The sequence below is a fragment of the Enterobacter cloacae complex sp. IR5402 genome (assembly GCF_049238125.1).
Taxonomy (GTDB): domain Bacteria; phylum Pseudomonadota; class Gammaproteobacteria; order Enterobacterales; family Enterobacteriaceae; genus Enterobacter; species Enterobacter hormaechei_C.
The window spans coordinates 49,256-66,439 of the sequence record NZ_JBMKHO010000005.1; the positions used below are offsets into that span (position 1 = coordinate 49,256).

A 17,184-nucleotide genomic window follows, 5' to 3' on the forward strand; every position below is an offset into this window, starting at 1 on the left:
GTTAGTGTTCTCTGGTATCAAAAGGTCCTGGAGGGACGGGGTCGTCTCCACCTGGGTGTAAAGGGTGGCATTTTAATACGCGTTTCACCGTCAACCAACTGCCTTTTATCACTCCAAACCTGCGCAATGCCTCAATTCCGTAGCTTGAGCATGTTGGCGTGAAACGGCAGTGTGGCCCGAGTAGCGGACTAATCAGGCGTTGATAGACCCGAATGAGGGCTATCAGGACCCGCGAGCCAGGCGACAGTGGCGGCGCCATAATTTTTCCAACGCTTCCGAGAGAGCACGGTTATCGAGGTCGGCAACCCCTTTTTTCGCCACCACCACGAAATCCATTGAAGGCAGTTCGTGCTGACGTAAACGGAAACTTTCACGCGTCAGACGTTTAATCCGGTTGCGTTCATGCGCACGCTTAACGTTTTTCTTGGCGACTGTGAGACCGATGCGGGGATGCCCCAGCGAATTTTGGCGGCCGAGGATGGTGATTTGCGGCGTGCCAGCCCGTTGTGGCTGCTGGAAGACGAAAGTGAAATGAGTGGGAGTTAACAAACGTAACTCCCTGGGAAATGCGAGCTTAACCACTCAGGGGTTAGCTTTATTACTTGGAAACGGTCAGACGAGCGCGGCCTTTAGCACGACGACGTGCCAGAACCTGACGACCATTTTTAGTAGCCATACGAGCACGGAAGCCGTGAGAACGGTTGCGCTTCAGTACAGACGGTTGAAAAGTGCGTTTCATGGCGATTTCTACCTAAACTTGAATAAATTCACTGACTTTTGCGTATACCCGAACGAGATTCGAACGACTAACGCCTCAGCGTGGGTGATTAAAGAGGCCGGATTGTAATAATTGTACACTCCGGAGTCAATTCTCTTTCCTTATTTCCCGCGTATTTCCGCACGATTTCGCGTGGAAAATGAGCAACGGACGACGCAGGAAGATGAGCATCACGCGCCGGGTCGAGGATTATACGGGCTCGCCAACAAAGCGCAAGGATCGTCCCGGATCTTCGTTAGATCATTTAAGCCAAAAATTGTCTGTGCTCATTAAATTTTCCAATATGCGGCCTAAATCGCGAGGCACTCGCGTCAGGATCGTTTACACTTACCCGATTCCGGATCTTCCTGTGGATAAATCGGGAAGAATCTGTGAGAAACAGAAGATCTCTGGCTCAGTTTAGGCTATGATCCGCGGTCCCGATCGGGATCCAGCGATCCTGGTCGGGCATAAACACAACATCGTTCAGGCTGTATCAACGATAGCGTGTATAACCGCAGATAGCGGTTCGCACATCACCCTGATGGGGTCATGTCGATGTGCGCCAACAATCATGAATATTCAATAGTTTTCTTTTATTGTTCGAGTGGAGTCCGCCGTGTCACTTTCGCTTTGGCAGCAGTGTCTTGCCCGATTGCAGGATGAGTTACCAGCCACAGAATTCAGTATGTGGATCCGCCCGTTGCAGGCGGAACTGAGCGATAACACGCTGGCTTTGTATGCGCCAAACCGTTTCGTGCTCGATTGGGTAAGGGATAAATACCTTAATAACATCAATGGACTGCTGAACGATTTCTGCGGGTCAGATGCCCCACAGCTGCGTTTTGAAGTGGGCACAAAGCCGGTCACCCAAACCGTTCGTGAAGTTGTCAATGTGGCAGCCCCTGCACAGGCGGCGCCCGCTCCAGCGCCTCGCGTTGCACCGGCTCGTCAGGGTTGGGATAACGTTCCGGCCCCCGCTGAGCCTACCTACCGCTCTAACGTTAACGTGAAACACACGTTCGATAACTTCGTTGAAGGTAAGTCGAACCAGCTGGCGCGCGCGGCGGCTCGCCAGGTTGCCGATAACCCCGGTGGCGCTTACAACCCGCTGTTCCTGTATGGCGGCACGGGTCTCGGTAAAACGCACCTGTTGCATGCGGTGGGCAACGGCATTATGGCGCGTAAGCCCAATGCCAAAGTAGTGTATATGCACTCCGAACGCTTCGTTCAGGACATGGTAAAAGCCCTGCAAAACAATGCGATCGAAGAGTTTAAACGCTACTACCGTTCCGTTGATGCGCTGCTGATCGATGACATTCAGTTCTTTGCCAATAAAGAACGATCGCAGGAAGAGTTTTTCCATACCTTTAACGCCCTGCTGGAAGGCAATCAGCAGATCATTCTGACCTCGGATCGTTATCCAAAAGAGATCAACGGCGTTGAAGATCGTCTCAAATCCCGCTTCGGCTGGGGCCTGACCGTGGCGATCGAGCCGCCGGAACTGGAAACCCGCGTCGCGATCCTGATGAAAAAAGCCGACGAGAACGACATTCGCCTGCCGGGTGAAGTGGCGTTCTTTATTGCCAAGCGCTTGCGTTCCAACGTGCGTGAGCTGGAAGGGGCGCTGAACCGCGTTATCGCTAACGCCAACTTCACCGGTCGTGCGATCACCATCGATTTTGTGCGTGAAGCGCTGCGCGATTTATTGGCTTTGCAGGAAAAACTGGTCACTATCGACAATATTCAGAAGACGGTGGCTGAGTACTACAAGATCAAAGTGGCAGATTTACTGTCTAAACGTCGTTCCCGCTCGGTGGCGCGTCCGCGTCAGATGGCGATGGCGCTGGCAAAAGAGCTCACCAACCACAGCCTGCCGGAAATCGGTGATGCGTTTGGTGGCCGTGACCATACGACCGTGCTGCACGCCTGTCGCAAGATCGAGCAGCTACGCGAAGAAAGCCACGACATAAAAGAAGATTTTTCCAATTTAATCAGAACATTATCATCGTGACGCTATGAAATTTACCGTTGAACGTGAACATTTATTAAAACCGCTGCAACAGGTGAGTGGCCCATTAGGCGGCCGCCCTACGCTGCCTATTCTTGGAAACCTGCTGCTTCAGGTCGCGGACGGTACGCTGTCGCTGACCGGCACAGATCTGGAAATGGAAATGATCGCGCGCGTTACGCTGACTCAGCCGCACGACGCGGGCGCGACCACGGTTCCGGCACGTAAATTCTTTGATATTTGCCGTGGGCTGCCGGAAGGCGCTGAAATCGCCGTGCAGCTGGAGGGCGACCGCATGCTGGTGCGCTCTGGCCGCAGCCGTTTCTCCCTCTCCACGCTGCCCGCTGCGGACTTCCCGAACCTGGATGACTGGCAGAGCGAAGTTGAATTTACCCTGCCGCAGGCGACGATGAAGCGTCTGATTGAAGCCACGCAGTTCTCCATGGCGCATCAGGACGTTCGTTACTACTTAAACGGCATGCTGTTCGAAACCGAAGGTGAAGAGCTGCGTACCGTGGCGACCGACGGTCACCGTCTGGCGGTCTGTTCCATGCCGATTGGCGATTCACTGCCAAACCATTCGGTGATCGTACCGCGTAAAGGCGTAATTGAACTGATGCGCATGCTCGACGGCGGCGATACCCCACTGCGCGTGCAGATTGGCAGCAACAATATTCGTGCCCACGTGGGCGATTTTGTCTTCACATCGAAGCTGGTAGACGGTCGTTTCCCGGATTATCGCCGCGTATTGCCGAAGAATCCGGACAAAACGCTGGAGGCGGGTTGCGACATCCTCAAGCAGGCGTTTGCGCGTGCCGCTATTCTCTCGAACGAGAAATTCCGCGGCGTACGTCTGTACGTGAGTGAAAACCAGATCAAAATCACCGCCAACAACCCGGAGCAGGAAGAGGCAGAAGAGATACTGGACGTCACCTACGCCGGGGCTGAGATGGAAATCGGCTTCAACGTCAGCTACGTGCTGGATGTGCTGAATGCACTGAAATGCGAGAACGTTCGCATCCTGCTGACTGACTCCGTTTCGAGCGTACAGATTGAAGATGCCGCATCACAGTCGGCTGCTTATGTTGTCATGCCAATGAGACTGTAATGTCGCTCACCCGTCTGTTGATCCGCGACTTTCGCAATATCGAAAGCGCGGATCTCGCTTTATCCCCTGGCTTTAACTTCCTGGTTGGCGCGAACGGCAGCGGCAAAACCAGCGTGCTGGAAGCCATCTATACGCTCGGCCACGGCCGGGCGTTTCGCAGTTTGCAGATTGGTCGCGTGATTCGCCACGAACAGGATGCGTTTGTGCTGCATGGGCGTTTGCAGGGCGCAGAGCGGGAAACCGCCATCGGCCTGACCAAAGACAAGCAGGGCGACAGCAAGGTGCGCATCGACGGCACCGATGGCCACAAGGTGGCGGAGCTGGCGCTGCTGATGCCGATGCAGCTGATTACGCCCGAGGGGTTTACTTTACTCAACGGCGGCCCCAAATACAGAAGAGCGTTCCTCGACTGGGGATGCTTTCACAATGAAGCCGGTTTCTTTAACGCCTGGAGCAACCTGAAGCGTCTGCTTAAACAGCGTAACGCCGCATTGCGCCAGGTCACGCGCTACGCCCAGCTGCGTCCGTGGGACATGGAACTCATCCCTCTAGCGGAACAAATCAGCCGCTGGCGTGCCGAATACAGCGCAGGTATCGCCGAAGACATGGCCGACACCTGCAAACAGTTTTTACCCGAGTTCTCTCTCACCTTTTCTTTCCAGCGCGGCTGGGAGAAAGAGACGGATTATGCCGAGGTGTTAGAGAGAAGCTTCGAGCGCGACCGCATGCTGACCTACACCGCGCACGGCCCGCACAAGGCGGACTTCCGCATTCGTGCCGACGGTGCGCCGGTGGAAGACACGCTGTCGCGCGGGCAGCTGAAGCTCCTGATGTGTGCGCTGCGCCTGGCGCAGGGGGAGTTCCTCACCCGCGAAAGTGGGCGACGCTGCCTGTACCTGATAGATGATTTTGCCTCGGAACTTGACGACGCGCGGCGCGGGCTGCTTGCCAGCCGCCTGAAAGCCACGCAGTCGCAGGTTTTCGTCAGCGCCATTAGCGCTGAACACGTTATGGACATGTCGGACGAAAATTCGAAGATGTTTACCGTGGAAAAGGGTAAAATAACGGATTAACCCAAGTTGAAATGAGCGAGAAACGTTGATGTCGAATTCTTATGACTCCTCCAGTATCAAAGTCCTGAAAGGGCTGGATGCGGTGCGTAAGCGCCCGGGTATGTATATCGGCGACACGGATGACGGCACCGGTCTGCACCACATGGTATTCGAGGTGGTAGATAACGCTATCGACGAAGCGCTCGCGGGTCACTGTAAAGACATCGTGGTCACGATCCATGCGGACAACTCCGTGTCCGTTACCGATGACGGCCGTGGCATCCCAACCGGTATTCACCCGGAAGAGGGCGTATCTGCTGCGGAAGTGATCATGACCGTTCTGCACGCAGGCGGTAAGTTCGATGATAACTCCTATAAAGTTTCCGGCGGTCTGCACGGCGTAGGCGTATCCGTAGTAAACGCCCTGTCGCAGAAGCTGGAGCTGGTTATCCAGCGCGAAGGCAAAATTCACCGTCAGATCTACCAGCACGGCGTGCCTGAAGCGCCGCTGGCCGTCACGGGCGATACCGAGAAAACCGGTACCATGGTGCGTTTCTGGCCGAGCCTTGAAACCTTCACCAACGTCACCGAATTCGAGTACGACATTCTGGCGAAACGCCTGCGTGAACTGTCGTTCCTGAACTCCGGCGTGTCGATTCGTCTGCGCGACAAACGCGACAACAAAGAAGACCACTTCCATTACGAAGGTGGTATCAAGGCGTTCGTTGAGTATCTGAACAAGAACAAAACGCCAATTCACCCGAATATCTTCTACTTCTCTACTGAAAAAGACGGTATCGGCGTGGAAGTGGCCTTGCAGTGGAACGACGGTTTCCAGGAAAACATTTACTGCTTCACCAACAACATTCCACAGCGCGACGGCGGTACGCACCTTGCGGGCTTCCGCGCGGCGATGACCCGTACCCTGAACGCTTACATGGACAAAGAAGGCTACAGTAAAAAAGCGAAAGTCAGCGCCACCGGTGACGATGCCCGTGAAGGCCTGATTGCCGTGGTCTCCGTGAAGGTGCCGGATCCGAAGTTCTCCTCACAGACCAAAGACAAGCTGGTCTCTTCTGAGGTGAAATCGGCGGTTGAACAGCAGATGAACGAACTGCTGAGCGAATACCTGCTGGAAAACCCGTCCGACGCGAAAATCGTGGTGGGTAAAATTATCGATGCGGCGCGTGCCCGTGAAGCGGCGCGTAAAGCGCGTGAAATGACCCGTCGTAAAGGCGCGCTGGACCTGGCAGGCCTGCCGGGCAAACTGGCTGACTGTCAGGAACGCGACCCGGCGCTGTCTGAACTGTACCTTGTGGAAGGGGACTCCGCGGGCGGTTCTGCAAAGCAGGGCCGTAACCGCAAGAACCAGGCGATTCTGCCGCTGAAGGGTAAAATCCTCAACGTTGAGAAAGCGCGCTTCGACAAGATGCTCTCTTCTCAGGAAGTGGCGACGCTCATCACCGCGCTCGGCTGCGGCATTGGTCGCGACGAGTACAACCCGGACAAACTGCGTTATCACAGCATCATCATCATGACCGATGCGGACGTCGACGGCTCGCACATCCGTACGCTGCTGTTGACCTTCTTCTATCGTCAGATGCCGGAAATCGTTGAGCGCGGCCACGTCTACATTGCGCAGCCACCGCTGTACAAGGTGAAAAAAGGCAAGCAGGAACAGTACATTAAAGATGACGACGCGATGGATCAGTACCAAATCGCGATCGCCCTTGATGGTGCGACCCTGCACGCAAACTCCAGCGCGCCAGCGCTGGCCGGTGAGCCGCTGGAGCGTCTGGTCTCCGAGTTCAACGCCACGCAGAAAATGATTGGCCGTATGGAGCGTCGCTATCCGAAAGCGCTGCTGAAAGAGCTGATTTACCAGCCGACCCTGACCGAAGCCGATCTGAGCAACGAGCAGACCGTCACCCGCTGGGTGAACACCCTGGTGAGCGAGCTGAACGAGAAAGAGCAGCACGGCAGCCAGTGGAAGTTCGACGTTCAGCAGAACGCTGAGCAGCAGTTCGAGCCGATCGTCCGCGTGCGTACCCACGGCGTCGATACCGACTACCCGCTGGAGCACGAGTTTGTTACCGGTCCGGAATACCGCCGTATCTGCACCCTGGGCGAGAAGCTGCGCGGTCTGATCGAAGACGATGCGTTCATCGAACGTGGCGAGCGCCGTCAGCCGGTGGCAAGCTTCGAGCAGGCGCTGGAATGGCTGGTGAAAGAGTCCCGTCGCGGCCTCTCTATTCAGCGTTATAAAGGTCTGGGCGAAATGAACCCGGATCAGCTGTGGGAAACCACCATGGATCCGGAAAGCCGCCGCATGCTGCGCGTTACCGTTAAAGACGCGATTGCAGCGGATCAGCTGTTCACGACCCTGATGGGCGATGCGGTTGAACCACGTCGCGCCTTCATCGAAGAGAACGCCCTGAAGGCGGCGAATATCGATATTTAATCGTCGCTTTACGACAACATAACTGGCCGCGCTTTAGCGCGGCTTTTTTATGGACGCAGGAAACTCCAGCGACATCACTGCCGGTAAACGTTTGACCAGCATATCTATGGCAATTCTTACCCTTAGCGGCAGGTGTGGCGTCTGCTGCCAGACGGCATGAACGTCGAAGCGTACATCCGGGGCCTGCTTAAAGAGCGGGACAAGATTTCCCTGATGAATTTCTTTGATGACCATCCAGCAGGGTAACCATGCAATACCGTGGCCGGCCTGCGCCGCGTCGCAGATCGCCTGCAAATCATCCATATTGAGGGATGAGCGGGGAATAAACGTGCGCGACGTGCCATCGTAATCCATCAGCTGCCAGGGTAAGACTCTGCCCGCACGCGTGTAGTTAATGGCCGTATACTGGCGTAAATCATCAACGCTTTGCGGCTGGCCATTCTTAAGCAGATAATCCGGCGCGGCACACAGAACCATTCGGTGCACTCCCAGCCTTCTGGCGACCAGCACGGCGCTGTCAGCCAGGGTGCCATTGCGCACCGCCATATCAAACCCTTCTTCCACAAGATCCACGATGCGGTCGCTAAAGGACATTTCAAGCTCAAGCCCGGGATGCTCCTGCGCCAGCTCTATTAGCAGCGGGGCGATACACTGGCGACCAAACAGCACCGGCATGGCAACACGCAGCCGACCGCTGACCTGATGTTTTCCGGTTTCAAGCTGCGATTCAGCGCCACGGATCTCTTCCAGCGCGCGCAGGCAGCGTTCATAAAAAAGCGCGCCGTTATCGGTCAGCCTCTGGCTGCGGGTGGTCCGATGAAACAGACGAACCCCCAGCCTCTCTTCAAGACGAGCAATGCTTTTTCCTACCGCCGAGCGCGACAAATGCAGACGGACGGCGGCCTGGGCAAAACTTCCTGCCTCAACGGAGGCAACGAAAACGGGAATATCTTTCAGCGTATCGGTCATGGATGAATTGTATCAATTTGGTCATCAATGAAGGGAAAACTTATCGCCACTGGTGACGCTGAGTCAACGGTAGACTGTCAGAACTGAACAATCATCTGATGACAGGAGAAAAAAATGACAGCAACAATGCAACGCTGGTCAATGGATGCCCTTGGTCGTGAAAGCCTCAGGCTCGTTCAGGAGCCTGTTCCACAGCCAGGCCCGGGTGAGGTCCGCGTACGGGTAAATGCCGTTGCGCTCAACTACCGGGATAAAATGGTGATTGAAGGCACGATGCCGATTCCGCTTTCCTTCCCGTTTACCCCAGCATCTGACATGGCAGGCGTGGTGGACAGCATCGGTGAAGGCGTTACGCGTTTCAAACCTGGCGCACGCGTCATCTCAACCTTCTTCCCGGAATGGATCGACGGCAAGCCGCAGGCAGACGCGCGCGATTTGCCCTATAAAACGTCCGGTGGATACTTCCAGGGCATGCTGGCCGAATATGTGATTGTGAGTGAAAACGCGCTGGTGGCGTCCCCGGAAAGCCTGGATGACGCTGAGGCCAGCACGCTTCCTTGCGCGGGGCTTACCGCATGGTTCGCGCTGGTGGAGCGCGGTCATTTACGCGCCGGGCAATCGGTGCTGGTACAAGGGACGGGCGGTGTGGCGCTATTCGCTTTGCAGATAGCAAAAGCGCACGGCGCAGAGGTGTTTGTCTCCTCGGGAAGTGATGAAAAACTGGCGCGGGCCAAAAAGCTGGGGGCCAGCCAGGGCATCAACCGACTGAAAGGCGACTGGGCTGAAAATACGCTGGCACTGACGCAGGATCGCGGCATCGACCATATTATCGAAACCGTGGGTGGGGAGAACCTGAGACATTCCCTGCGCGCCGTTGCCGTTCATGGGCGGATATCGGTCATTGGCGTGCTGGCCGGGACAGAAATTTCTCTGCCTGCAAGCGAGCTGTTGCTGAAATCCCCCGTCATTCAGGGGATTGGGGTTGGACACCGCCGGGCGCTGGAAGATTTTGTCCGTGCTGTTGATGTCACGGAGTTAAAACCGGTGATTGAGCATCGCTACCGCTTTGACGAGCTGGAACAGGCGCTTGAGCATCTGGATCGCGGTGCGTTTGGCAAAATCGTTCTCACCCGCGAGTGAGTTCCCGTTCCCGGGATAAACGTAAAAGGGGCTTTTTGTTGCGCAAGGTAGCTCTATTTTTGTGTGCTTAATCGCGTTAGCATGAGGTAGCACTCATTTATCCCGGGGACCCCATGGCCATCAAACTCATTGCAATCGATATGGACGGCACGCTGCTGCTGCCAGACCACACTATCTCTCCTGCCGTTAAAAATGCGATCGCCGCCGCACGCGAAAAAGGCGTGAACGTGGTGCTCACCACCGGACGCCCGTATGCCGGGGTGCACAGTTACCTGAAAGAGCTGCACATGAACCAGCCTGGTGATTACTGCATCACCTATAACGGCGCGCTGGTGCAAAAGGCAGCCGATGGCAGCACGGTGGCGCAAACTGCACTGAGCTATGATGACTACCGTTTCCTGGAAAAACTCTCCCGCGACGTGGGCTCTCACTTCCACGCGCTCGATCGCAATACGCTTTACACCGCCAACCGCGATATCAGCTACTACACGGTGCACGAGTCCTACGTTGCAACCATTCCACTGGTATTCTGCGAAGCGGAGAAAATGGACCCGGCGACCCAGTTCCTGAAAGTGATGATGATTGATGAACCTGCGGTTCTCGACAAAGCCATTTCACGCATTCCGGCTGAGGTAAAAGAGAAATACACCGTACTGAAAAGTGCGCCGTACTTCCTCGAAATACTCGATAAACGCGTCAATAAAGGCACGGGCGTCAAATCGCTTGCCGATGCGCTGGGCATCAAGCCTGAGGAGATCATGGCGCTGGGCGACCAGGAAAACGATATCGCGATGATCGAATATGCAGGCATGGGCGTGGCGATGGATAACGCGATCCCGTCGGTAAAAGAAGTGGCGAACTTCGTGACCAAATCTAACCTGGAAGACGGCGTTGCCTGGGCGATCGAGAAATTTGTCCTGTCCTAGCAGCTGTCTGTAATCATCAGCCTCGGTTATCTACCGGGGCTTTTTTTGGCCCTGAATTTATCGGATTGTTCTTTTTGTGATCTGGATTGTAGTACAACATTAACTGATTGTACTACATTGTCACCACGGCAAAGACGAAAGGCCTCACGTTTGTACTGCAAAAGTGAGGCGAAATTCAGCGGTCGCGGTAAAGTAGTGATGGACTTACAGAGCACAAGGACTCTCCATGACACTCAATAAAACCGATCGCATTGTCATCACGCTGGGCACTCAGATTGTGGGTGGCAAATACGTTCCCGGTTCGCCGCTGCCAGCAGAGGCGGAACTGTGCGAGGAGTTTGAAACCTCGCGCAACATCATCCGGGAAGTGTTCCGCTCGCTGATGGCGAAGCGGCTGATTGAAATGAAGCGCTATCGCGGCGCGTTTGTGGCGCCGCGTAACCAGTGGAACTACCTCGATACCGATGTTCTGCAATGGGTACTGGAAAACGACTACGACCCACGGCTTATCGGCGCGATGAGCGAAGTCCGAAATCTGGTGGAACCGGCCATTGCCCGCTGGGCGGCAGAGCGCGCAACGTCAGGTGACCTGGCACAGATTGAGTCGGCTTTAAACGACATGATCGCCAATAACCAGAATCGGGAGGCGTTCAACGAGGCGGACATTCGCTACCACGAGGCGGTATTGCAGTCGGTGCATAACCCGGTGTTACAGCAGCTTAGCGTGGCGATCAGCTCGCTACAGCGAGCAGTATTTGAACGTACCTGGATGGGTGATGAGGCCAACATGCCGAAAACGCTTCAGGAACATAAAGCGCTGTTCGATGCGATACGGCATCAGGACGGCGATGCGGCAGAGCAGGCGGCGCTGACCATGATCGCCAGCTCGACACGAAGGTTGAAGGAAATCACATGACATCACGCTACATCGCAATTGACTGGGGATCGACCAATCTGCGCGCCTGGCTCTACCAGGGTGAGCAGTGCCTGGAACGCAGGCAATCAGAAGCAGGTGTGACGCGCCTGAACGGTAAATCCCCAGCAGCGGTGTTAGTAGAGGTGACACAAAACTGGCGCGACGGTACTACGCCAGTGGTGATGGCCGGAATGGTCGGCAGTAACGTAGGCTGGAAGGTTGCGCCTTATCTGTCGGTTCCGGTGCATTTCACTGCCATTGGCGAGCAGTTAACGTCCGTTGGCGACAATGTCTGGATTATCCCCGGTTTATGCGTCTCTCGCGACGATAACCATAACGTGATGCGCGGTGAAGAGACGCAACTGCTCGGGGCGCGCACGCTTTCTCCTTCTTCTGTCTACGTCATGCCCGGGACGCACTGCAAATGGGTCCAGGCGGATGCTGAGCAAATTCATGACTTTCGCACCGTAATGACCGGCGAATTGCACCACTTGCTGCTTAAGCACTCGCTGGTGGGGGCCGGTTTGCCGGAGCAGACCCCTTCGCCGGAAGCGTTTGCCGCCGGGCTGGAGCGCGGGATCGCATCCCCTGCCGTTTTGCCGCAACTTTTTGAGGTTCGCGCCTCGCACGTGCTGGGAAATCTTCCGCGCGAACAGGTCAGCGAATTTCTGTCCGGCCTGCTGATTGGCGCAGAGGTCGCCACCCTGAGCGACGCGTTCGCCGGGCAGCAGGCCATCACGCTCGTCGCGGGTTCATCGCTGACGTCTCGTTACCGCCAGGCGTTCCACGCTATCGGACGGGATGTTGCTGCGGTGGAAGGCGACACGGCATTTCAGGCAGGCATAAGGAGCATCGCTCATGCAGTGGCAAACTGAACTTCCCCTGATCGCGATTTTGCGCGGTATCACGCCCGGTGAGGCCTTAGCGCACGTTGGCGCGGTGATCGACGCCGGGTTCGACGCGGTGGAAATCCCGCTCAACTCCCCGGAGTGGGAAAAAAGCATTCCGGCAATTGTGAAGGCGTTTGGTGATAAGGCGCTGATTGGCGCTGGTACCGTATTACAGCCGGAGCAGGTGGATGAACTGGCGAAGATGGGCTGCAAGCTTATCGTCACACCGAATATCAACCCCGAGGTGATCCGCCGGGCGGTGGAGTACGGCATGACCGTTTGCCCGGGTTGCGCCACGGCTACAGAAGCCTTTGCCGCCCTCGATGCAGGCGCACAGTCTCTCAAAATTTTCCCGTCGTCGGCCTTTGGTCCGGATTACATCAAAGCGCTGAAAGCGGTCTTACCCGCCAGCGTGCCGGTCTTTGCCGTGGGCGGCGTCACGCCGGAAAACCTGGTGCAGTGGATAAAAGCGGGCTGTGTGGGCGCCGGGCTGGGCAGCGATCTCTATCGTGCCGGACAGCCCGTTGAGCGTACCGCACAGCAGGCGGCAGCATTTGTGAAAGCGTATCGAGAGGCAGTGCAATGAAAATAACCAAACTCACCACGTACCGTTTACCCCCGCGTTGGATGTTCCTGAAAATCGAAACCGACGAAGGCGTGGTTGGCTGGGGCGAGCCGGTGATTGAAGGCCGTGCGCGCACCGTTGAAGCCGCGGTTCACGAGCTGGGCGAATACCTGATTGGCCAGGATCCGGCGCGCATCAACGACCTGTGGCAGGTCATGTACCGGGCGGGATTTTACCGTGGCGGTCCGATCCTGATGAGCGCCATCGCCGGTATTGATCAGGCGCTGTGGGATATCAAAGGCAAAGTGCTGAATGCCCCGGTCTGGCAATTAATGGGCGGCCTGGTGCGCGACAAAATCAAAGCCTACAGCTGGGTGGGCGGTGACCGCCCTGCGGAAGTGATCGACGGTATCCGGCAACTGCGCAACATCGGTTTTGACACCTTCAAACTCAACGGCTGCGAAGAGATGGGCGTTATCGACAACTCGCGCGCGGTAGACCGGGCGGTGAATACCGTGGCGCAAATCCGCGAGGCTTTCGGCAACGAGATTGAGTTTGGCCTGGATTTCCACGGCCGCGTTAGCGCGCCAATGGCCAAAGTGCTGATTAAAGAGCTGGAGCCGTATCGCCCGCTGTTTATCGAAGAGCCGGTGCTGGCCGAGCAGGCGGAATACTATCCGAAACTGGCTGAACAGACGCACATTCCCATCGCGGCGGGTGAACGCATGTTCTCGCGCTTCGAGTTTAAACGCGTGCTGGAAGCGGGCGGCATTGCGATCCTGCAACCGGACCTCTCCCACGCGGGTGGCATCACCGAATGCTACAAAATTGCCGGAATGGCAGAAGCCTACGATGTGGCGCTGGCCCCGCACTGTCCGCTTGGGCCAATTGCGCTTGCGGCCTGTCTGCACGTCGACTTCGTCTCGCGCAATGCGGTGTTCCAGGAACAAAGCATGGGCATTCACTATAACAAGGGCGCGGAGCTGCTCGACTTTGTGAAAAACAAGGAAGACTTCAGCATGGAAGGCGGTTTCTTTAAACCGTTAACGAAGCCGGGCCTTGGCGTGGAGATCGACGAAGCCAAAGTCATTGAGCTGAGTAAAAGTGCGCCGGACTGGCGTAACCCACTGTGGCGTCATGAAGACGGTTCCGTAGCCGAGTGGTAAATGCGCGTCATACTTCGCGCTGGTGATGCGTTGGCTGCGTTTTCTTACCCCGGTCACATACTTTTGTATGCTCCCGGGGATGCGAAAACTTGCCGCCTTCCCCCAGCACGAATTATTTAGCGTATTCCGTTTACGTTTTTAATTAAAAAAACCAAATACACCCTCTGTAAATTACAGGGCATGGTGAGCGGCTTCGCTATGCCCAAAATCTGGAGACAGATTGCGATGGATATTCCAGTTACTGCTGCAAAAACCGGGCGTCGTCGTTACCTGACGCTGATCATGATCTTTATTACCGTGGTCATCTGTTATGTCGACCGCGCCAACCTTGCCGTGGCATCGGCTCATATTCAGGAAGAGTTTGGCATCACCAAAGCGGAAATGGGCTACGTCTTCTCGGCGTTTGCCTGGCTGTATACGCTCTGCCAGATCCCGGGCGGCTGGTTCCTTGACCGCGTGGGGTCGCGTCTGACCTACTTTATCGCTATTTTTGGCTGGTCCGTGGCGACCCTGTTCCAGGGCTTCGCCACCGGGCTGATGTCACTGATTGGCCTGCGCGCCATCACCGGGGTGTTTGAAGCGCCCGCGTTTCCGACCAACAACCGCATGGTGACCAGCTGGTTCCCGGAACACGAACGCGCTTCCGCTGTTGGTTTTTACACCTCCGGGCAGTTTGTTGGCCTGGCATTTCTGACGCCGCTGTTAATCTGGATCCAGGAGCTACTGAGCTGGCATTGGGTGTTCATCGTCACCGGCGGGATCGGCATTATCTGGTCGTTAATCTGGTTTAAGGTTTATCAGCCGCCGCGCCTGACCAAAAGCATCACCAAAGCCGAACTGGACTACATCCGCGACGGCGGTGGCCTGGTGGACGGCGATGCGCCCGTGAAAAAAGAGGCGCGCCAGCCGCTGACCAGAGCGGACTGGAAGCTGGTCTTCCACCGTAAGCTGGTGGGCGTATATCTGGGCCAGTTCGCGGTGACTTCCACGCTGTGGTTCTTCCTCACCTGGTTCCCGAACTATCTGACCCAGGAAAAAGGGATTACCGCGCTGAAGGCGGGCTTTATGACCACCGTACCCTTCCTTGCGGCGTTTTTCGGCGTCCTGCTCTCGGGCTGGCTGGCGGACAAACTGGTGAAAAAAGGCTTCTCACTGGGCGTTGCGCGTAAAACGCCGATTATCTGCGGCCTGCTGATCTCTACCTGCATCATGGGAGCGAACTACACCAACGATCCGGTGTGGATCATGACCTTGATGGCGGTAGCGTTCTTCGGGAACGGTTTTGCCTCCATCACCTGGTCGCTGGTGTCGTCGCTGGCGCCGATGCGTCTGATTGGCCTGACCGGCGGCGTGTTTAACTTCGTTGGCGGCCTGGGCGGGATCACCGTGCCGCTGGTCATCGGTTACCTGGCGCAGGACTACGGCTTTGGTCCGGCGCTGGTGTATATCTCTGCCGTGGCGCTGATCGGGGCGCTCTCCTACATCCTGCTGGTCGGCGACGTGAAACGAGTAGGCTAATCCCTTCGGATGTTTTACCCTGATGCGATAACCGCGCATCAGGGTATTTTCATGAAACAAATCACCTTCGCTTCCCGCAACCACCAGCTCACCAACATCAACACCTGGACGCCAGACAGCCAGTGGCTTGTCTATGATGTCCGCCCGTCCGGCGCGTCGTTTACCGGTGAAACCATTGAGCGGGTCAATGTTAGTACGGGCGAGGTTGAGGCGATCTACCGTGCGACTGACGGCGCGCATGTTGGCGTGGTAACCGTTCATCCGGCGCAGGACAAATATGTTTTTATCCACGGCCCGAAAAACCCGGATGCAGACTGGCAGTATGATTTTCACCATCGTCAGGGGGTGATTGCGCACAATGGTCAGGTGAGCAATCTTGATGCGATGGATATCACCGCGCCTTACACGGCAGGTGCGCTGCGTGGCGGCACCCACGTTCACGTTTTTAGCCCGAACGGGCAGTTCGTCAGCTTTACCTATAACGACCATGTGCTGCACGCGCGCGATCCGCAGCTGGATTTGCGTAACGTCGGGGTGGCGGCGCCTTTTGGCCCAGTAAACCCACAGGGGAACCATCCGCGGGAATATGCCGGCACCTTCTGGAGCGTACTGGTAAGCCGTACAACGCCGAACCCGAAACCGGGCAGCGATGAGATCAACCGCGCCTATGAAGAGGGCTGGGTGGGCAACGACAGGCTGGCGTTTATCGGCGATACGGTGTCTGCGAAAGGCGAGAAAGTGCCCGAACTGTTTATTGTCGATCTTCCCAAAGACGAGCAGGGCTGGAAACGAGCGGGCGATGCGCCGTTGCAGGGAACGCCGGATACAATGCCCGCGCCGCCTGCGGGCGTCATGCAACGCCGCCTTACCTTCACCCATCAGAAGGCGTATCCGGGGCTGGTGAACGTGCCGCGCCACTGGGTGCGCAGCAATCCACAGGGGACGCAGGTCGCGTTTTTAATGCGGGACGATAACGGCGTTGTGCAGCTGTGGCTTATCTCCCCTGAGGGCGGCGAGCCGCGCCAGCTGACCCACACTGAGCGTGATATTCAGTCGGCTTTTAACTGGCATCCTTCTGGCCGCGCACTTGGGTTTGTGCTCGAAAGCCGCATTGCCTGCTGCGATGCGCAGACCGGTGAGGTGACGTTTTTGACCTCCGATCATGGCAATCCGCCGTCTGCTGACGCTGTGGTGTTTTCCCCGGACGGACGATTTATTACATGGATGGAAGCGAAGGACGGTTTCCGCCAGCTGTGGCTAACGGAAACCGCACAGAATTAGCGTGGAGGCATCGCTGCGGGCGGGATGACGGAGTTGGTTGCCAGCGTCTCCTGCTCGCTTTTCTCAACGCGCGAACGCACTGAGCTGTCGGTGCGGAACATATCCCACGGCAGCAAAAGCGTATCGGCAACCGCCGTAAACGGCATATCAAGAATCGCCAGAGATTTGGTACCCCAGTTTGTCTCATCATCAGAGATCATTGCGGCACTGGCGCGCGTCCCCGGATATGTTCCTTCTTTACCGCCGGTGTGCGACATCACGCTCGAACACCCGCAAAGTAAAACAACCCCGCTGAACGTCGCCAGCTTAATCAGAACATTTCTCATCATCACTCAGTCATCATTAGTAGCACGGCATTGACCTGCAACTCAGGGTTATAGCGAGGCGCGTCCAAAATGGATAGCTCCAAACTCCCGCACTGTGG

General features: G+C 56.4%; 17 protein-coding genes and 1 pseudogene. 12 read left to right on the top strand and 6 right to left on the bottom strand.

The annotated features are described in order from the left end of the window. Window position 1: 1 nt before the first annotated feature. The 4 genes and pseudogenes from yidD to ACOTXL_RS10665 all read right to left on the bottom strand — a co-directional run. Window positions 2-259 carry a membrane protein insertion efficiency factor YidD gene (gene yidD, locus ACOTXL_RS10650; RefSeq protein WP_001307474.1) on the bottom strand — a complete coding sequence of 86 codons (258 nt, stop codon included), beginning with the start codon at window positions 257-259 and terminating at the stop codon, window positions 2-4. Next, on the bottom strand, window positions 223-582 hold the full coding sequence (gene rnpA / locus ACOTXL_RS10655; protein WP_003861126.1) for a ribonuclease P protein component: 360 nt from the start codon (window positions 580-582) through the stop codon (window positions 223-225). The genes yidD and rnpA overlap by 37 nt, the downstream gene beginning before the upstream one ends. 16 nt (window positions 583-598) lie before the next feature. Further along, window positions 599-739 carry a 50S ribosomal protein L34 gene (gene rpmH / locus ACOTXL_RS10660; RefSeq protein ID WP_000831330.1) on the bottom strand — a complete coding sequence of 47 codons (141 nt, stop codon included), beginning with the start codon at window positions 737-739 and terminating at the stop codon, window positions 599-601. Window positions 740-967: 228 nt separating this feature from the next. After that, window positions 968-1,018 (bottom strand): annotated as a pseudogene (locus ACOTXL_RS10665) (hypothetical protein); the annotation flags it as partial. Window positions 1,019-1,376: 358 nt separating this feature from the next. Between ACOTXL_RS10665 and dnaA the strand changes: the two are divergent. Genes dnaA through gyrB form a run of 4 tightly spaced genes read left to right on the top strand, consistent with a single transcriptional unit; the run spans window position 1,377 to window position 7,389 of the window. Further along, window positions 1,377-2,771, top strand: a complete 1,395-nt coding sequence (gene dnaA / locus ACOTXL_RS10670) for a chromosomal replication initiator protein DnaA (protein ID WP_003861124.1) — start codon at window positions 1,377-1,379, stop codon at window positions 2,769-2,771. A gap of 4 nt (window positions 2,772-2,775) precedes the next feature. Next, the gene (gene dnaN / locus ACOTXL_RS10675; RefSeq protein ID WP_003861122.1) at window positions 2,776-3,876 is read left to right on the top strand and encodes a DNA polymerase III subunit beta; all 1,101 of its coding nucleotides are present in this window, start codon (window positions 2,776-2,778) and stop codon (window positions 3,874-3,876) included. Continuing rightward, window positions 3,876-4,949 carry a DNA replication/repair protein RecF gene (gene recF, locus ACOTXL_RS10680; protein WP_022646527.1) on the top strand — a complete coding sequence of 358 codons (1,074 nt, stop codon included), beginning with the start codon at window positions 3,876-3,878 and terminating at the stop codon, window positions 4,947-4,949. Before dnaN ends, recF begins: the two co-directional genes overlap by 1 nt. 28 nt (window positions 4,950-4,977) lie before the next feature. Beyond that, window positions 4,978-7,389 (top strand): DNA topoisomerase (ATP-hydrolyzing) subunit B, encoded by a 2,412-nt coding sequence (gene gyrB / locus ACOTXL_RS10685; RefSeq protein WP_003861119.1) that lies wholly within the window; start codon window positions 4,978-4,980, stop codon window positions 7,387-7,389. Window positions 7,390-7,422: 33 nt separating this feature from the next. Here gyrB and ACOTXL_RS10690 read toward each other — a convergent pair whose 3' ends face one another. Further along, entirely contained in the window at window positions 7,423-8,358 is a 936-nt protein-coding gene (locus tag ACOTXL_RS10690) for a LysR family transcriptional regulator (protein ID WP_045350378.1), read from the bottom strand. Between the two features lie 114 nt (window positions 8,359-8,472). Between ACOTXL_RS10690 and ACOTXL_RS10695 the strand changes: the two genes are divergently transcribed. The 8 genes from ACOTXL_RS10695 to ACOTXL_RS10730 all read left to right on the top strand — a co-directional run bounded on the left by ACOTXL_RS10695 (window position 8,473) and on the right by ACOTXL_RS10730 (window position 16,760). Next, window positions 8,473-9,498 carry a zinc-dependent alcohol dehydrogenase family protein gene (locus ACOTXL_RS10695; RefSeq protein ID WP_023323911.1) on the top strand — a complete coding sequence of 342 codons (1,026 nt, stop codon included), beginning with the start codon at window positions 8,473-8,475 and terminating at the stop codon, window positions 9,496-9,498. A gap of 113 nt (window positions 9,499-9,611) precedes the next feature. Further along, window positions 9,612-10,424 carry a sugar-phosphatase gene (yidA, locus tag ACOTXL_RS10700; RefSeq protein ID WP_023295661.1) on the top strand — a complete coding sequence of 271 codons (813 nt, stop codon included), beginning with the start codon at window positions 9,612-9,614 and terminating at the stop codon, window positions 10,422-10,424. Between the two features lie 226 nt (window positions 10,425-10,650). Further along, window positions 10,651-11,340 (top strand): D-galactonate utilization transcriptional regulator DgoR, encoded by a 690-nt coding sequence (gene dgoR / locus ACOTXL_RS10705; RefSeq protein WP_003861109.1) that lies wholly within the window; start codon window positions 10,651-10,653, stop codon window positions 11,338-11,340. Then, window positions 11,337-12,215 carry a 2-dehydro-3-deoxygalactonokinase gene (locus tag ACOTXL_RS10710; RefSeq protein WP_045350377.1) on the top strand — a complete coding sequence of 293 codons (879 nt, stop codon included), beginning with the start codon at window positions 11,337-11,339 and terminating at the stop codon, window positions 12,213-12,215. Before dgoR ends, ACOTXL_RS10710 begins: the two co-directional genes overlap by 4 nt. Beyond that, window positions 12,199-12,816, top strand: coding sequence for a 2-dehydro-3-deoxy-6-phosphogalactonate aldolase (locus ACOTXL_RS10715; protein WP_003861105.1), 618 nt, complete (start codon window positions 12,199-12,201; stop codon window positions 12,814-12,816). Before ACOTXL_RS10710 ends, ACOTXL_RS10715 begins: the two co-directional genes overlap by 17 nt. Beyond that, on the top strand, window positions 12,813-13,961 hold the full coding sequence (gene dgoD, locus ACOTXL_RS10720) for a galactonate dehydratase (RefSeq protein WP_003861103.1): 1,149 nt from the start codon (window positions 12,813-12,815) through the stop codon (window positions 13,959-13,961). Before ACOTXL_RS10715 ends, dgoD begins: the two co-directional genes overlap by 4 nt. Window positions 13,962-14,141: 180 nt before the next feature. Continuing rightward, window positions 14,142-15,479 (top strand): MFS transporter, encoded by a 1,338-nt coding sequence (locus tag ACOTXL_RS10725; protein WP_015570129.1) that lies wholly within the window; start codon window positions 14,142-14,144, stop codon window positions 15,477-15,479. Between the two features lie 51 nt (window positions 15,480-15,530). After that, entirely contained in the window at window positions 15,531-16,760 is a 1,230-nt protein-coding gene (locus ACOTXL_RS10730) for a DUF3748 domain-containing protein (protein ID WP_072223427.1), read from the top strand. On the opposite strand, the gene ACOTXL_RS10735 is transcribed toward ACOTXL_RS10730, so the two are convergent. Continuing rightward, the gene (locus ACOTXL_RS10735) at window positions 16,757-17,089 is read right to left on the bottom strand and encodes a YceK/YidQ family lipoprotein (protein ID WP_003861096.1); all 333 of its coding nucleotides are present in this window, start codon (window positions 17,087-17,089) and stop codon (window positions 16,757-16,759) included. The two genes, ACOTXL_RS10730 and ACOTXL_RS10735, sit on opposite strands and share 4 nt — an antisense overlap. Window positions 17,090-17,184: the final 95 nt, after the last annotated feature.

What these genes read in the sequence shown, in the direction of transcription:
- yidD (WP_001307474.1), bottom strand. Translation starts at nt 259, where the DNA reads ATGGCGCCGCCACTGTCGCCTGGCTCGCGGGTCCTGATAGCCCTCATT.
- rpmH (WP_000831330.1), bottom strand. Translation starts at nt 739, where the DNA reads ATGAAACGCACTTTTCAACCGTCTGTACTGAAGCGCAACCGTTCTCAC.
- dnaN (WP_003861122.1), top strand. Translation starts at nt 2,776, where the DNA reads ATGAAATTTACCGTTGAACGTGAACATTTATTAAAACCGCTGCAACAG.
- recF (WP_022646527.1), top strand. Translation starts at nt 3,876, where the DNA reads ATGTCGCTCACCCGTCTGTTGATCCGCGACTTTCGCAATATCGAAAGC.
- gyrB (WP_003861119.1), top strand. Translation starts at nt 4,978, where the DNA reads ATGTCGAATTCTTATGACTCCTCCAGTATCAAAGTCCTGAAAGGGCTG.
- ACOTXL_RS10690 (WP_045350378.1), bottom strand. Translation starts at nt 8,358, where the DNA reads ATGACCGATACGCTGAAAGATATTCCCGTTTTCGTTGCCTCCGTTGAG.
- ACOTXL_RS10695 (WP_023323911.1), top strand. Translation starts at nt 8,473, where the DNA reads ATGACAGCAACAATGCAACGCTGGTCAATGGATGCCCTTGGTCGTGAA.
- yidA (WP_023295661.1), top strand. Translation starts at nt 9,612, where the DNA reads ATGGCCATCAAACTCATTGCAATCGATATGGACGGCACGCTGCTGCTG.
- dgoR (WP_003861109.1), top strand. Translation starts at nt 10,651, where the DNA reads ATGACACTCAATAAAACCGATCGCATTGTCATCACGCTGGGCACTCAG.
- ACOTXL_RS10710 (WP_045350377.1), top strand. Translation starts at nt 11,337, where the DNA reads ATGACATCACGCTACATCGCAATTGACTGGGGATCGACCAATCTGCGC.
- ACOTXL_RS10715 (WP_003861105.1), top strand. Translation starts at nt 12,199, where the DNA reads ATGCAGTGGCAAACTGAACTTCCCCTGATCGCGATTTTGCGCGGTATC.
- dgoD (WP_003861103.1), top strand. Translation starts at nt 12,813, where the DNA reads ATGAAAATAACCAAACTCACCACGTACCGTTTACCCCCGCGTTGGATG.
- ACOTXL_RS10725 (WP_015570129.1), top strand. Translation starts at nt 14,142, where the DNA reads ATGGTGAGCGGCTTCGCTATGCCCAAAATCTGGAGACAGATTGCGATG.
- ACOTXL_RS10730 (WP_072223427.1), top strand. Translation starts at nt 15,531, where the DNA reads ATGAAACAAATCACCTTCGCTTCCCGCAACCACCAGCTCACCAACATC.
- ACOTXL_RS10735 (WP_003861096.1), bottom strand. Translation starts at nt 17,089, where the DNA reads ATGATGAGAAATGTTCTGATTAAGCTGGCGACGTTCAGCGGGGTTGTT.